Source organism: Sphingobacterium sp. WOUb80, from assembly GCF_050058145.1.
GTDB lineage: Bacteria > Bacteroidota > Bacteroidia > Sphingobacteriales > Sphingobacteriaceae > Sphingobacterium.
This window is the reverse complement of sequence record NZ_CP165617.1, coordinates 1,744,684-1,760,517: the sequence shown is the minus strand read 5'-3', so window position 1 is coordinate 1,760,517 and position 15,834 is coordinate 1,744,684. Positions and strand designations below refer to the sequence as shown.

12 protein-coding genes are annotated in these 15,834 nt (G+C 40.3%); 7 read left to right on the top strand and 5 right to left on the bottom strand.

Going from position 1 to position 15,834, the window contains the following annotated elements; genetic code table 11:
* Positions 1 to 54 precede the first annotated feature (54 nt).
* From AB1Z56_RS07170 to AB1Z56_RS07150, 5 genes are all read right to left on the bottom strand, one after another.
* On the bottom strand, positions 55 to 1,014 hold the full coding sequence (locus AB1Z56_RS07170; RefSeq protein ID WP_426791558.1) for a bifunctional metallophosphatase/5'-nucleotidase: 960 nt from the start codon (positions 1,012 to 1,014) through the stop codon (positions 55 to 57).
* Positions 992 to 1,753: a 5'-nucleotidase gene (locus AB1Z56_RS07165; protein ID WP_309359247.1), complete on the bottom strand. Its 762-nt coding sequence runs from the start codon at positions 1,751 to 1,753 to the stop codon at positions 992 to 994. The genes AB1Z56_RS07170 and AB1Z56_RS07165 overlap by 23 nt, the downstream gene beginning before the upstream one ends.
* Positions 1,754 to 1,898: 145 nt before the next feature.
* Positions 1,899 to 2,966 (bottom strand): EamA family transporter, encoded by a 1,068-nt coding sequence (locus AB1Z56_RS07160; protein ID WP_426791557.1) that lies wholly within the window; start codon positions 2,964 to 2,966, stop codon positions 1,899 to 1,901.
* An 18-nt stretch (positions 2,967 to 2,984) separates the two neighbouring features.
* On the bottom strand, positions 2,985 to 3,458 hold the full coding sequence (locus AB1Z56_RS07155) for an Lrp/AsnC family transcriptional regulator (protein WP_046673335.1): 474 nt from the start codon (positions 3,456 to 3,458) through the stop codon (positions 2,985 to 2,987).
* A gap of 184 nt (positions 3,459 to 3,642) precedes the next feature.
* The gene (locus AB1Z56_RS07150; protein WP_075992664.1) at positions 3,643 to 4,146 is read right to left on the bottom strand and encodes an FUSC family protein; all 504 of its coding nucleotides are present in this window, start codon (positions 4,144 to 4,146) and stop codon (positions 3,643 to 3,645) included.
* Positions 4,147 to 4,359: 213 nt separating this feature from the next.
* Here AB1Z56_RS07150 and AB1Z56_RS07145 point away from each other — a divergent pair, with 213 nt between their 5' ends.
* The 7 genes from AB1Z56_RS07145 (at position 4,360) to AB1Z56_RS07115 (ending at position 15,746) form a co-directional block, all read left to right on the top strand.
* A complete protein-coding gene (locus AB1Z56_RS07145; RefSeq protein ID WP_309359255.1) occupies positions 4,360 to 7,281 on the top strand; it encodes an FAD-binding and (Fe-S)-binding domain-containing protein in 2,922 nt (973 codons plus the stop codon).
* A gap of 93 nt (positions 7,282 to 7,374) precedes the next feature.
* Positions 7,375 to 8,025 (top strand): hypothetical protein, encoded by a 651-nt coding sequence (locus tag AB1Z56_RS07140; protein WP_426791556.1) that lies wholly within the window; start codon positions 7,375 to 7,377, stop codon positions 8,023 to 8,025.
* A gap of 141 nt (positions 8,026 to 8,166) precedes the next feature.
* On the top strand, positions 8,167 to 9,381 hold the full coding sequence (locus tag AB1Z56_RS07135; protein ID WP_426791555.1) for a DUF763 domain-containing protein: 1,215 nt from the start codon (positions 8,167 to 8,169) through the stop codon (positions 9,379 to 9,381).
* Between the two features lie 84 nt (positions 9,382 to 9,465).
* Positions 9,466 to 9,867 carry a hypothetical protein gene (locus AB1Z56_RS07130; protein WP_309359261.1) on the top strand — a complete coding sequence of 134 codons (402 nt, stop codon included), beginning with the start codon at positions 9,466 to 9,468 and terminating at the stop codon, positions 9,865 to 9,867.
* Between the two features lie 178 nt (positions 9,868 to 10,045).
* Positions 10,046 to 11,128, top strand: a complete 1,083-nt coding sequence (locus AB1Z56_RS07125) for an efflux RND transporter periplasmic adaptor subunit (protein ID WP_426791554.1) — start codon at positions 10,046 to 10,048, stop codon at positions 11,126 to 11,128.
* 21 nt (positions 11,129 to 11,149) lie between these two features.
* Positions 11,150 to 14,314, top strand: coding sequence for an efflux RND transporter permease subunit (locus tag AB1Z56_RS07120; RefSeq protein WP_426791553.1), 3,165 nt, complete (start codon positions 11,150 to 11,152; stop codon positions 14,312 to 14,314).
* Positions 14,307 to 15,746, top strand: a complete 1,440-nt coding sequence (locus tag AB1Z56_RS07115; protein ID WP_426791552.1) for a TolC family protein — start codon at positions 14,307 to 14,309, stop codon at positions 15,744 to 15,746. The genes AB1Z56_RS07120 and AB1Z56_RS07115 overlap by 8 nt, the downstream gene beginning before the upstream one ends.
* Positions 15,747 to 15,834: the final 88 nt, after the last annotated feature.

Sequence of the window (15,834 nt, the reverse complement as noted above, 5' to 3'; positions counted from 1 at the left end):
AAAAAAAATGCCAAATTGATGAGTCAACTTGGCATTTATCAAAATTAGATCATATTATGCCAACATGGTCTCTGGAATTGTCGGATTGACCTGATAGGTACTTGCCACCATTTGTTTCTTCTCCGACCCCGGTTCCATAATAAAGTCAATACGTCCTAGATTAATCCCGGCAAAACCGACTTGGTTCACAACGGTCTTTGTTCCTTTTAAATTAGTAACCAGTGTTGGTTCATTTAAGAAGGTGTGGGTATGGCCGCCGATTATGAGGTCAATATCTGAGGTTTTAGCGGCAAGGATCAGATCTGAAACTTTATCGTTTTCATATTGATAGCCCAAATGCGATAAACAGATGACCAAATCACATTTGTGTTTTTCCTTCAATATGCGGACCACCTTGTTGGATACTTCAATAGGATCCAAATATTTCATTCCCTTGAAGTTATTGGGGTCAACCAATCCTTCAATATCTACTCCTAGTCCAAACGCGCCTATTTTTATTCCACCTTTATGGAATATGGTATAATCCTGAGTTCTGCCCTCCAATACGGTTCCTTTGAAGTCGTAATTGGCCGTTAAGAACGGAAATTTAGCGTGATCCAGGTACTTTACAAGACCGTCAAGACCATTGTCAAATTCATGATTTCCAAATGTCCCAGCATCATAACCCAACTTCGTCATGAGATCAAGTTCAAGTTTTCCTCCAAAAAGATTAAAATAGGGGGTACCTTGAAACATATCGCCTGCATCTAGTAATAGAAGATGTTCTTCTTCTTTGCGAATTTTATTGATCAATGTACTTCTGCGCGCAACACCAGCCAATCCCTGATATTTGCCGCCGTCCATTGGAAACGGTTCAATACGGCTATGAACATCGTTGGTATGTAAAATTGTAAGTTTTACCTTTTTGCTCTTCGCGTCGACTTGAAAAGGAAGTGATCCCAAAGCAACTGCAGCAGAAAATCCACCAACTTGCTTGATAAATGATCTTCGGTTAATTGATTTTAATTCTTCCATCTAATTCTGCATTTACTTTTTTGCCTTCTTTCGTTAATTCACTCACATATTCAATCAAACCTTCACGCATACGTTGCGGATAATCTGCCCGCGATACAGGTTGTGTCAACAGGGTAAGGTTGTCACCACCATTGGCAAGATAATCATAGGTCACTAGTTTATATAACTTATCGTCTTCAATACCTTGACCTTTGATCTTGATGTCCTGAACTTTGTTGCCTGTAATTGTCAAAGTCATTCCAGCAATAGGTTGACCATGTGTTGTTGCGATATAGTCAGCAAGCTGACGAATCTGACTACCCTTGAGTTCGAGTATAGTCAACGTGTTCTCAAAGGGCATAACCTCGAAAATATGTCCTACGGTAATATCTCCTGCTTTAAGGTCATTTCGAATCCCACCCTTTGTTGCGAACGCTAAATCCGCAGGGTTATGGGCATTATGTTCACTCATCCACAACAAGGCTTCACAAAAAAAGTTGCCCATTAATGTTTCCGCCGTTTTTTCTTTTGTCAATGCCTTGTCCGCATGTCCAATCACACGGTTCATTTCCGCTTCCATTTTGTGCTTGAAGGGCTCGTAGATTGATACGACTGCAGGATCAGCTTGCATATCGCTATTGATATGATATTGTTGGAAATCTTTTTGCGTTGGATGGAGCTGCTTTGTACAACCTGTAACCATCAAAAGCGAAGCGACACCAAGACTACCAATAAAGGCAATTTGCTTCGATATATTCATTCTTTTTAATTTAACCAAATACTACGCAAAGTTAGCCAATTATATATGAACAAATCTTATCCAATGTTAGCTAATTTTTAAAAACAACAAAAGCTTAACATTGTTACACATTAAGCTTTGTCCATATAATTAGAAAAATAACAACCTAGTGAACTAATTCCGTGTCAGGAATAGTATTGGCATCCATTTGGCGATCCGCTGTTTTCAAGTTCTCCAGCTTATTACCTTGTTGGATGATCTTTTTCCTTTTGCTGCGCGAGGACAGCTTGGTACGATACGCTTTCCAGTTCATTAACAGGACAGAGAAAAGAATAACTGCCAGTCCCACAATTTGCAATGAGGTTACCACGTGCGAAGTGAAAAAGTGACTTAAAATAAGTGCAATAATTGGGTTCACATACGCGTAGGTACTTACTTCCATCGCTGGACGCACCTGCAATAACCAAATATAAGAGCTAAAAGCAAGAATTGAGCCAAATGTGATTAAATACCCCAAATTGAACCAGTCAACAGGTGCCACACTACGCAGTGTAAATGAGGCATATTCACCGGTAAAAAGCGCCGTAACATTAAAGAGGAGACCTGCGGTAACCATTTGCCAAGCGGTCTTCACCATAACATGCAGATCCTCTTTTTCTTCTTTTTCAGATTTTTTAAAATATTTGGAAATCAATGAGCCTACAGTCCAAGCAATAGAACCCAATACCAAAATAGATAGGGCAATCACCTTAAGGGTACCGTCTGTATTATCATTGGTCGCCATGATCTGTTCGGCAAACAGCATCACAACACCACAGAAACCTAAGGCTACACCAACTACCGTGCTAATACTGCTAAAGTTTTCTTTCCATTTGGGTTTGTCCAATAAAATGAACCAGATTGCGGCTGCTGCAGCAATAATAGCGGCAACACCACCAGACACATATTGCTCGGCCCAGATAACCCCGGCCATATCCACAAAGAGTAATAAAAAACCTACGATTGCGGCCTCCTGAATGGAACGCTTGTTAAATAATTTATACCCTTTTATAGCACAATATGTCATTAGAATTGCACTGGCTGCAACAAATCGAAACGAACCCAAAATAAATGGGGGGAAACTATGCAATGCTTTTTCTATAAAGAAAAAGGTTGAGCCCCATACCACATAAATAATGAAATAAGCAACTACAACCATTAATGGGCTAGCTGCCTTTTTTTGTCCTTGCAACATAATTAAACCTCCTTTCTATTACTCAGGTATCACAACCTGCTGATCTTCCTTGACAGTCTGAAGTACAATTGTTGTCCGCGTTGAAATAATACCTTCAACTTTACTTAACGTATTTCGCATGAGATCCACTAAACCTGTAGAATCTGCAGTTCTTACTTTAATAAGGTAACCATCATCACCCGCAATGTCATGTACTTCTTGAACTTCAGGGATTTCGGCAAGTGCCAACCCTACACCCTGTTCGCCAATAATATCATTGGCTTTGATAAAAATAAACGATAAAAGTTTTTGATCGACCGCAGCAGGATTGATCTTGGCGCTATATTTTAAAATCACATCTTTTTGCTCAAGCTTCTTTACACGCTCGAGGATTGCTGATGGTGCCATGCCTAATTCTCTTGCGATATCAGCATTGTTGATCCGTCCATTATCCTGCATTAAGCGCAAGATTTTATAGTCGACCTGGTCTAAATTATATTCTACTTTTGTCATTTCGACTGCAAAGGTAGGTAAAAAAGTATAAAATTCAAAATTACATATAAAATAATGAATATAATTCTGAGTGAATAGAAGTGTATATGAATTTTATTCGAATTTATCAGGGATAAATCTTGACTATTTGGGCTATGGTACTGAAAGTAAGCATATTGCTTTTTAGGTTGCCCAGAGGCATAATTCAACAATTATACCTTTTTCTTAATTTCAGAATAATATTTCTCGTTGACAGGATGACACCCAATCCAATCAGGCAACCTAAACAGACACAGCCAAAGCGATCCAAGGCGGCGAAGTAGGAGCGACTTTGCTGTTCATGAAGGTAAACGATAATTAGCGCGACCATTGACGTCCGTGCAACAGCCATAATATTGAGTAGCTTACATGTAATCAATGATGCAACGATACCGATAATCATAGCATAGAGTTGCGAAATGGGAACAAAATATAGGCTGAGACCGATGGCTGATCCTATGAAGTTGGATTTAGCACGATCGATAGCTATTTTTTTCGATTCATTTTCTTGCGGGGAAATGACCAGTATAATGGAGATTAGCGTCCAGGAAACCGAATACTGGGGAAAGGATACAAAGAGGGGGTAACCTATAAGGAAGCCAATCAATACCCGGATGGTGTATATAATAAAATCAGAATGTAGCGTATAGCGAAGGAATAGATTACGCATATAAGGATATGAATCGTTAATTGTAAATGATGTAGTGCCACAAAAATACGTGCATTGTGTGAAGGAATGAAATAAAATTGGCTTTTAATGTAAATTGCCTTGTTTTGCGTTTTTATGCGTTTTTTAGTTTTGATTTGGGTATTTCTTGCATTATCCTCTTTTTCCGATGCATAAATTTAACTAAATTTGTTTCATACATTAAATGCAGATTAAGTGAAAGATCAAAATCAATTAGCCTTATTAGCTTCTCAACTCAAAGGGGAGCTCTATTATACCCGTGAAACTAAGGACCAAACGATGTTACTTGCCTATTCGACAGATGCATCTGTTTATCAGGAAAAACCGTTGGCCGTAGCAATACCAGCTGATATTGATGACATTAAAAAATTAATTGATTTTGCGCAGCAACATAGGATAACGATCATTCCACGTACTGCAGGTACTTCGCTCGCTGGACAGGTTGTGGGGCATGGCATTATCATGGATATTTCTCGTCATTTTAACCAAATAATTGAACTTAATGTTGAAGAGCAGTGGGTTCGGGTACAACCAGGTGTGATTCGTGACGACTTGAATAGTTATCTTAAACCGTTCGGACTGATGTTTGGGCCTGAAACTTCGACAGCCAGCCGGGCTATGGTAGGTGGAATGATTGGTAATAACTCTTCGGGTCTGCATTCTATTGTCTGGGGAGATACACGGCATAATTTGATTTCGGCCAATGTCCTTTTGGACGACTGTTCTGAAGTGACCTTTGAAGCAGTTGATGAAGCAACCTACTTCAAGAAATTATTATTAACTGGTCGTGAGGGGGATATCTATCGTCAAATGAATGAATTATTGACAGATCCACAGCATTTAAGTGCCATTGAAGCCGGCTACCCCAAACGATCCATCACGAGAAGAAATACCGGTTATGCTTTGGATATTCTTGCTGATCGTTCGACACCTTTCAATATGTGTAATTTATTGGCAGGATCTGAAGGAACACTGGCTATTGTTACAGAAGCTAAACTCAAACTGATGTCCTTACCGCCTCAGGAACTAGGCTTACTCTGCGTTCATTTTGCGGATATGGTGGAGTGTATGCATGGTAATGTGGTAGCCTTAGATCACAGGCCTGAAGCATCCGAATTGGTCGATAAGTACATCATGGATTTCACCGTTGGGCATCCAACCTACAAATATAATCGTTTTTTTATTGAGGGGGATCCACAGGCTTTATTGATCGTTGAATTTAGAGGACACACAGCTGCCGAAACTGAAGCAAAAGCCATGGCCTTGAAACAAGATCTTGTTGACCGCGGTTTGGGTTATGCCTATCCTTATATTACCGGTATTGAACAGACAAATTTGGTCTGGGATGTACGCAAAGCAGGACTGGGTCTAATCCGCAATTTGCCAGGTGATAGTCAACCTGTAAATTTGATTGAAGATTGCGCGGTGTCGCCTGAAGATCTTCCTGCTTACGTGCGTGATATTCAAGATCTTTTGGTGGAAGAAGGGGTGCATGCATCCTATTATGCGCACGCGGGAGCGGGTGAACTGCATATTGAACCTTTTGTGAATTTGAAAACAGCAGAAGGGAAGCGTACTTTTCGTTCAATCCTCGAAAAAACCAGCGATCTTGTCTTAAAATATAACGGTTCCCTGAGTGGTGAACATGGTGACGGTCGTTTGCGCGGAGAGTTTATTGGCAAAGTGCTTGGTGAAAAAGTGTACAAATTGCTTGAAGATGTAAAATACATCTTTGATCCACAGGGTGTTTTTAATGCAAATAAAATTGTCAACACGCCGCCAATGGATTCCCATTTACGTTATGACAACGATAGCAACCGAACAGAAATAAAGACCTATTTCGATTTTTCTAAAGATGAGTCTATTCTTCGGTTGGCGGAGAAGTGTTCTGGTTCGGGAGATTGCCGAAAGACTGAAATTACAGGTGGAACAATGTGTCCCTCATTTATGGCTACACGCGATGAAAAAGATACGACACGGGCGCGAGCGAATATGTTACGTCAGTTTTTGACGAATTCTACAAAGAAAAACCGTTTCGATCATGAAGAGATCAAAGAGGTCATGGATCTATGTTTAAGCTGCAAAGGCTGTAAAACGGAATGTCCTTCCAGTGTGGATGTAGCTAAAATGAAAGCCGAATTTCTACAACACTATTATGATGAGCATGGTGCAGGGTTTAGAACAAAATTAATTGCTAATTTCACCCAGTCTCAGAAACTCGGATCGTGGGTGGCACCTCTTTATAATTTTGTGGTCAAAAATGATTTCTTGTCAGGAATGGTCAAAAAAACAGTAGGATTTGCGCCAAAGCGTTCCCTGCCAACAGTCAATGGAACGACCTTAACCGAATGGGTAAGAAAACAAGCAGTGGTAAGTGATGCCAAGCGTCGTGTTTATCTTTTTTCGGATGAATTTACTGAATATAATGATGCAGAGATCGGTATTACAGCATACAAATTGTTGACGGCATTAGGGTATGAAGTAGTCATTCCAAAACATGTGCAAAGCGGGCGGACTTATCTTTCCAAAGGGTTTGTCAAAGAAGCAAAGAAGATTGCGAATCAGAATATCCATTTCCTAAAGGGATTAATTACGGATGATACGCCGCTTTTAGGTGTTGAACCATCAGGGATAATTACATTTAGAGACGAGTATTTGAGTTTAGTAGACGATGATTTAAGAGTTGACGCACAAAAGGTAGCCAAAAATGCGTTGATGATTGACGAATTTCTGTTGACTGAAATGAAGGCCGGGCGTATTCATCCGGAACAGTTTACTGGAACAACAAAAAAGATAAAGCTGCATGGTCACTGTTACCAAAAGGCTTTTCACCTCGTGACTGTTACAGAACAGGTTCTATCATTCCCGACGAACTTCAGCGTAGAAACAATTCCTTCCGGGTGTTGTGGCATGGCAGGGTCATTTGGTTATGAGGCTGAACATTATGATGTTTCCATGAAAGTGGCCGAGCTGGTTTTGTTACCCACCATACGTAAAACATCATCCGATACTTTAATTGCTGCAGCGGGTACTTCCTGTAGGCATCAGATTAAAGATGGTGTAGGAAGAAAATCTTATCATCCTGTGGAAATTTTATACGATGCTTTATTGAAATAAAATAAAAACATTGATAATAGTTGTTTGTTATCAGTAATAATGGTAATATTATAAGAGCAATATTCATTAATAACTGATAACAAACAATTCAATATGTACAAGATTCAATCTATAGCATTTCTTGCAACCGCTACGGTGCTGATGGCTAGTTGCGGAAATTCCAATCAAAAGAAAACTGATGGAAGTGATACAACAACGGTTAACAAAATTGAAGGTGTAAAAATCGAACAATTTACGAATGGTACACCGGGCACAGAAAAGAAGAATTTCTTTCTACGTATCACAGATGAGATCTTAACCGATTCAAGTCGGATTTATATCACAAAATCTCTTTACAAACAGGATACTGTAGGAGCGAAGTTTGAGGTTGTAGATTTTATACCCGCAGGTATAATAGATGGCCAGCCGAGTGATGACGTCGGTTTTACCAAGGGTAAAATTAGGATCTCATCATCGGGTCAACAGTCTGACAATTTAATTAAAGCATTAGCTGACTTGTTTCAGACACCTACAACTGACTCTTTTACAAAAGACGTAATCCTTCCAAATGTGTTTTCATCCAATAAGGTAAATGCCGATTTATCTAAAAAAACGGCGTATAGCTTTAAATTATTTTTGGACAATAAAAAAGCTGCTCCGGCGGAGCTCTTCTTTAATGTAGACACGTATAAGCATTCTATTGAGTTTTCTGAAAAAGATCCTTCGTTCCGAGCTGGTTTGTTGTCAGCGTTAACCGGTAAATAGTGAAGCTGTGACATAAGCTAAGCTGTATCTGCTTATGCCTTATGAATAGATTGATCATAAAATAAAGAGGCTAGATTCTATCTGGCCTTTTTTATTTTTCAAAAAAAAGAGATAGATTTGTGCTAATATATTTAGTTTACAATGAAACGGTCCGGCATTGCAGATCTCCCATTACACTATGGAAAAGTACCAGCGTGGCTTTACGAACGTATGGCTTCCCTAGGTCGCTCCATCGTTGAAGTTATACTAATGGATTATGGTAAAGATGAAGTTTTAAGGAGACTGGCGGATCCATTCTGGTTTCAGAGTTTTGGAGCCGTACTTGGGATGGACTGGCATTCTTCAGGGATCACAACGGCTGTTATGGGGGCATTAAAACGCGCTATTAATCCCGATGCGAAGTCGCTGGGGCTTTATATCTGTGGGGGGAAAGGCAAGTTGTCTATGCAGACTCCACAGGAACTACTTCAGTTGTCAGATCGAATTGGGTTGGATGGCAACGGCTTGATTCGCAGCAGTAAGCTTGTCGCTAAAGTGGATAACACAGCCATTCAAGATGGTTACCAACTGTATTTACATAATTTTATCGTAACAGATCGTGGTAATTGGTCTGTTGTCCAGCAAGGTATGCATGAAAAGGATGGGACTGCTCGTCGCTACCATTGGCATTCTGAAAAGGTCAAATCGTTCGTTGAAGAACCACATGCCGGTATCAGTGGGCCATCACAGGGTATAATCCTCAACTTAACAGCTGCAGAAGCGGCAGCCAATAGAGCAGGTATTATGACTTTGGTAGGCGAGGATTCAACCAAAGTAATGCAAGATTTCGCTAAACTTATTATGCCAGCTCATCATGATGTACGTGCTTCGGATGTTGACTTGAAAAGATTGGGAGCGATGTTGTACGTCGCCCGAGAAAGTCAACCAAGCCATTTTGAAGACCTACTGCTTTTAAAAGGAGTAGGTCCCCGCACGCTACAGTCATTGGCTTTGGTCAGTGAGGTGATCCACGGTGCGCCTTCACGGTTCAACGACCCCGCTCGATTTTCCTTTGCTCATGGCGGAAAAGATGGACACCCTTTTCCGGTTCCATTGACCATTTACGACGAGAGCATTCAGATTTTACAAAAAGGTGTTGAAAAATCTAAACTGGGTTATGGTGAAAAGTTAAAATCAATCAACAAGTTGCACCAGATCGTCCTGGATAGTGAAAAAGATTTTCAGCCACAGTTTGATATTCAGCAAATTATAGCGGAGGAACGAAGGGATTCTTGGAAGTATGGAGGCAGAACAGTCTTTGGAGATGCAGAACCTTTGAGAACAAATGGACCGGGCCTGCAACTGTCGCTTTTCTAGTGGAAATCTGCGGATTGTAATTGTTTTGTTAAAATGTGTTAAAGATCGTTAAAATTATTTGTACGCTAGTATATTTGCTCCGCAATGAAAGCGGTTATTACCATATTCTTCTTCCTATGCTTCTTATTCGTTAGAAGCAGTAATAGCCATGCTGTGCTCATTGAATCCGATCGACCAGCTGTTAGTTTTATGTATCAGCATAACCATGCAGACGTACAGAAGTATATTGATGCATCGGTTGATCACATCGATCCGTTATTTTATGGGAATATACATAGTGATAATCCCGTTATAGAGGAATTTGATACCGAGAATTTTCAATTGACCAAAGATTTGCAGGTAACGTCTCAATTTGTTGCGCTGCTGCTTTTTGCAATTGTCCTTTTTGTTTTTGTTTTTAGATTTGCAAAGAAGATTCCTTTTTGCAATTTCATAGCCTATCTTTTCCCTCAAAGATATGTTCTTCAACAAAACTGGAGAATTTAAAATATACCCTTCGAAATTTCATATGCTTTGGTGGATATCCTAAGGGATGCTCTGCTTAGTCGTAATTGATTTGTACAATCTATTAACAAGTCGAAACAGCCATAAACCAAAGTAGAGGTTATTTCACCAACCAGCACAACAAACAATCAAACTTATTTTTTTAATTAGACGCTTACAAATGAAAAGAGTATTTATGCTCGTTAGTTTGGCTATTAGCTTATGCCAAATCGGGTGTACTTCCAAAAAGGAAGAAAAGGAAGAAAAAGAAAAATTTACAGCGACCTCTCCGGTACAAATGGATACAACTATCCGTAAGGATTTTGTCTCCCAGATTAGATCTTTCCGAAATATTGAGCTTCGGGCTCAAGAGAAGGGCTATCTTGAACAGATTTTCGTTGACGAAGGACAATTTGTTCATAAGGGGCAACTACTTTTTCGGATTATGCCGAAGATGTATGAGGCCGAATACCGCAAATCTTCGGCAGAAGTTAATGTAGCGGAAATTGAAGTTCAGAATACAAAAACATTAGCTGATAAAAATGTTGTATCGCCCAATGAGCTCGCTATGGCTAAGGCAAAACTTGAGCAAGCCAAAGCTGAGGCAGCGATTGCAAAATTACACCTCTCCTTTACAGAAATCAGGGCACCTTTTGACGGAACCATTGATCGGATTCCATTGAAATTGGGAAGTTTGGTGGATGAAGGTGAATTATTGACGAGTCTATCCGACAATAGTGAGATGTTGGTTTATTTCAATGTTTCCGAACCAGAATATTTAAGTTATCAAACTAACGTCAGTAAACGCGGGGATACTCATGTGGGCCTGTTACTTGCCAATAATGAGCTATTTGCTCAAAATGGTCTTGTAGAGACCATAGAAAGTGAATTTAACAGTGAAACAGGAAATATTGCTTTTAGAGCGAAATTTCCCAATCCAAACCGTTTATTAAAACATGGCGAAAGCGGTAAGGTGGTGATGAACTTTCCGTTGAAACAGGTTTTAATTATTCCACAGAAAGCGACATACGAAATGCAGGACCGTAAATATGTGTATGTAGTCGATAAGGATGGCAAATTAAAAGCTCGTCATATCACAATTGGTAACTCCCTACCAGATCTGTATGTGGTAACGAGTGGACTTCAAAAAGATGATAAATTTTTGTTGGATGGTATTCAGAAAGCGAAAGAGGATGATAAAATCAGCTACAGCTTTGTGCAACCTAAAGACGCCATTTCAAATTTGAAGTTAAAAACAGAATAGACCCCTTACACTTAAATTACTATGTTTAGTCGTTTTATAAATAGACCAGTACTTTCGATCGTTATATCACTGATCATTGTGTTTTTGGGTGTGCTTTCTATGGTACAGCTTCCTGTAACACAATTTCCATCTATATCACCACCGAAGGTGAATATCACTGCCGAGTATCCTGGAGCAAATGGTGAGTTGATGATTAAATCAGTTATCATTCCGCTAGAGCGGGCGATAAATGGGGTTCCGGGCATGAAATACATGGCTTCTGATGCCGGTAACGACGGGGAAGCAAGTATCCAGGTGGTATTCAACCTAGGAACAGATCCGAATCAGGCTTCATTAAATGTGCAGAACCGTGTGGCTTCTGTGGTCAATAAGCTTCCTCCAATTGTGGTACGTGAGGGGGTGAAGATTACACGTGAAGAATCCAACATGCTCATGTACATCAATCTCTATAGTAAAGACAAGGAGCTTGATGGAAACTTTATGTATAACTATGCGGACATGAATATTGTCTCCGAATTACGTCGCGTAGACGGCGTTGGAGTGGCTAATATTCTTGGAACGCGCGAATTAGCCATGCGTATTTGGTTGAAACCAGATCGTATGACAGCCTACAAGATTTCTGCAGAAGAGGTGATGAAAGCCCTATCCGAACAGAGTTTGGAAGCATCCCCAGGTAAAGCCGGCGAGTCGTCCGGTATGACCTCTCAATCGTTCGAATATGTATTGAAATATCCGGGACGTTTTACGACAACTGAAGGTTACGGCAATATCGTTTTACGCGCGGGTGAAAATGGTGAAATGTTACGTTTAAAAGATGTTGCGGACATCAAATTCGGCTCAGCGATGTACGATATCTACTCTACACTAAACGGAAAACCATCCGCAGCGATTGTCTTAAAACAATCCTATGGAAGTAATGCTTCTCAGGTAATCCAAGACGTTAAAAGCAAAATGAAGGAATTGAAGGCATCTTTCCCTAAAGGGCTGGATTACGAAATTAGCTATGACGTTTCAAAATTTTTGGATGCATCCATGGAAAAAGTAGTTCATACTTTATTGGAAGCATTTGTGCTTGTTGCTATTGTCGTTTTTCTATTCTTAGGAGATTGGCGCTCGACCTTGATTCCAACCATTGCAGTGCCGGTTTCATTGGTGGGATCATTTTTGTTCATGCAGTTTTTTGGAATTACCATCAACTTGATCACCCTATTTGCACTGGTGCTTGCCATTGGTGTAGTTGTAGATGATGCGATTGTGGTTATTGAAGCTGTCCATGCCAAAATGGAAGAGCTTCATATTTCGGCCTATAAGGCGACCAAAAAAGCGATGCATGAAATCAGCGGTGCCATTGTTGCGATCACCTTCCTCATGGCGGCAGTTTTTATCCCCGTTGCCTTTATGTCTGGTCCCGTAGGGATATTCTATCGGCAGTTTTCCATTACCATGGCAACTTCTATCATTTTATCGGGTGTTGTGGCATTAACATTGACTCCTGCACTATGTGCGATCATGCTGAAGAATAATCATGGCAAGGCAAGAAAGAAGTCCATTATCGATAAGTTTCTTGATTCTTTCAATAGATTGTTTGATAAGATGTCCAACAAATATGTTTACTTGTTGAAGGGCATAGTGGATAAGCGCGTGTTTACATTTTTAGTATTAATTGGTTTCTGTATTGGCGCATATTTCTTGAATAATTCTGTTCCTGCAGGTTTTATCCCCAATGAAGACCAGGGGATGATTTATGCTATTATTCAAACGCCGCCAGGATCGACATTAGAACGAACCAATTTAGCGGCCCAGACATTGCAAAAAGAAGCTGAAAACATTGATGGTGTACAATCGGTATCGTCGTTAGCTGGTTATGAAATCCTGACCGAAGGAACCGGGGCAAATACAGGTACTTGTTTGATCAACTTGAAAAGCTGGGAAGAACGTAAAGAATCCTCGCAAGAGATTATTGAGCAACTAGAGGCTGCTGCGAAAAATATTCCTGGGGCGTCTATCGAGTTTTTCCAACCACCAGCCGTACCGGGCTATGGTGCCGCGGGTGGATTTGAGCTTCGTCTTCTGGACAAAGCAGGTTCTGGTGACTACAAGAAAATGGAAACGGTAAGTAAGGATTTTGTGCGTGAGTTGAACAAAAGACCTGAATTATCGTCTGTATTTACCTTCTATAGTGCGAGTTTTCCGCAGTATATGTTACATATCGACAATGACTTGGCGCAACAGAAGGGTGTTACCATTGATAATGCACTGAATACGCTTTCGACTTTGGTGGGTAGTAATTACGAAACGAATTTCATTAAGTATGACCGCCAATATAAAGTTATGGTTCAGGCCCTTCCACAGTATAGAGCTTTGCCAGAGGACATTTTAAAGCTCTATGTGAAGAATGAAAAAGACGAAATGGTACCATTTTCAGCCTTCATGCATATGGAAAAGGTTTACGGTCTTTCTGAGATCACTCGGCACAATATGTATATGGCATCTGAAATTTCGGGCTCTGCCGCACCAGGTTACAGTAGTGGTGAAGCAATTCAGGTGATTAATGAAGTTGCTGCCAAAACGTTACCAAGAGGCTACGGCATTGACTGGGCCGGTATCTCCAAAGATCAGGTAGGTCGTGGAAATCAGGCAATTTATATTTTCTTAATATGTCTTGGTTTCGTTTACCTGATACTTTCCGCGCAATATGAGAGTTTTATTATGCCTTTTGCGGTGTTGCTCTCTTTACCAATCGGAATCTTTGGGGCATTTCTATTATTGAAGTTATTAGGATTGGAAAACAACATCTATGCACAGGTCGCATTGGTCATGCTCATAGGTTTACTTGGTAAAAATGCGGTGTTGATTGTTGAGTTTGCCGCTCAACGGCATTCGCAAGGATTGAGTATCATTGAAGCTGCCTTGGACGGTGCAAAAGTTAGGTTTAGACCTATTTTGATGACATCTTTTGCTTTTATCGCTGGGTTGATCCCATTAGTTATGGCTTCCGGTCCAGGTGCAATAGGAAACCGTACGATCGGTACGGCAGCAGCGGGAGGGATGTTGTTTGGGACAGTTTTTGGTATTCTGGTGATACCGGGCTTGTACTTTATCTTCGGAACCATTGCCTCCAAACGTAAGCTTATTAAACACGAAGATGATAATCCATTAACTGAAGAACTTGATAATAATGACTAATCGCAGAAAAATACAATGGGTCATTGCATTTTCGCTTTCAGCAGCAGTGACGGGATGTAAAGTTCCAAAAGCGACGCAAATACAGGAAAATAAATTTGTTCCGCAGCAATTTACGGACACCGATAAATCAGATACAATAAATTCAGCATCTGTTAAGTGGCGTGAATTTTTTACTGATCCAAATCTAGTTGTATTAATAGATACAGCGTTGAAAAACAATCAGGAACTGAATGTTACGCTGCAGGAGTTGGCAATCGCAAAGAATGATATTCTTTTAAGAAAAGGGGCATTGAAACCTACCGTTGGATTACGTGCCGGTGGTGGCGTTGAAAAAGTTGGACGATATACGAGCCAGGGGGCTGGTGATGCCAGTACGGAAATTGCTCCTGGAAAGGAAATGCCGGATCCACTAGGAGATTTGACAATTGGTGCGTATGCGAGTTGGGAAATCGACGTTTGGAAAAAACTTAAGGACTCCGAACAAGCAGCACTCAACCGTTATCTTGCTACAGTAGAAGGGAAAAATTTTGTCTTGAGTAGTCTTATTGCCGAAGTTGCCCGTTCGTATTATGAATTATTGGCATTGGACAATCAGTTGACCATTATCAAACAGAATATTGAGCTGCAGGACAATGCGCTTGCGGTAATCCGATTGCAAAAACAGGCTGCTCGTGTAACAGAACTGGCGGTTCAAAAGTTTGAGGCGGAAGTGTTGAAGACCAAAGGTATGGAATTTGAGACGCGGCAGCAGATCAAAGAAACTGAAAACCGTATTAATTTTCTGTTGGGACGTTTTCCACAAGAGATCAAACGTGACAAAAGCAATTTTGTTGATTTGATCCCGACGAAAGTTCAGACAGGTATACCGAGCCAACTACTAAGCAATAGACCTGATATTCGTGAGGCAGAGTATGAACTCGCTGCAGCGAAGTTGGATGTACAGATCGCACGGAAAGAGTTTTATCCTTCTTTGGAAATTTCGGCTGCTCTGGGCTTACAGGCATTCAAGCCTTCTTATCTATTTAAGATGCCTGAGTCAGTTTTATATAATCTAATAGGGGAGCTTGCAGCACCATTGATAAATAAAAATGGGCTTAAAGCGGAATTTAATACAGCCAATGCGAAACAAATACAGGCTGTATATAATTACGAGAAGACAATTCTGAATGCTTACTTAGAAGTCTCTACACAACTTTCTAATATTGAAAACCTAGGGCGCAGCTACGATTTCAAAACAAAAGAAGTTGAGGTTCTGAATAATTCCGTGTCTGTGTCCAATGATCTCTTTAAATCGGCGAGGGCAGACTACATGGAGGTTTTAATGACACAACGCGATGTACTGGATTCAAAACTTGAATTGATAGAAACAAAGAAGCAGCAGCTCAATGCTGTTGTCAATATCTATAAAGATTTGGGAGGAGGCTGGAAATAAGTTGTTTGTTTGAATGGACCCCGCTAGGCGGGGTTCTTTTTTTTATAAGCTTATGTAAACTTCTTTCTTGTGAAAATAGAATTAATGC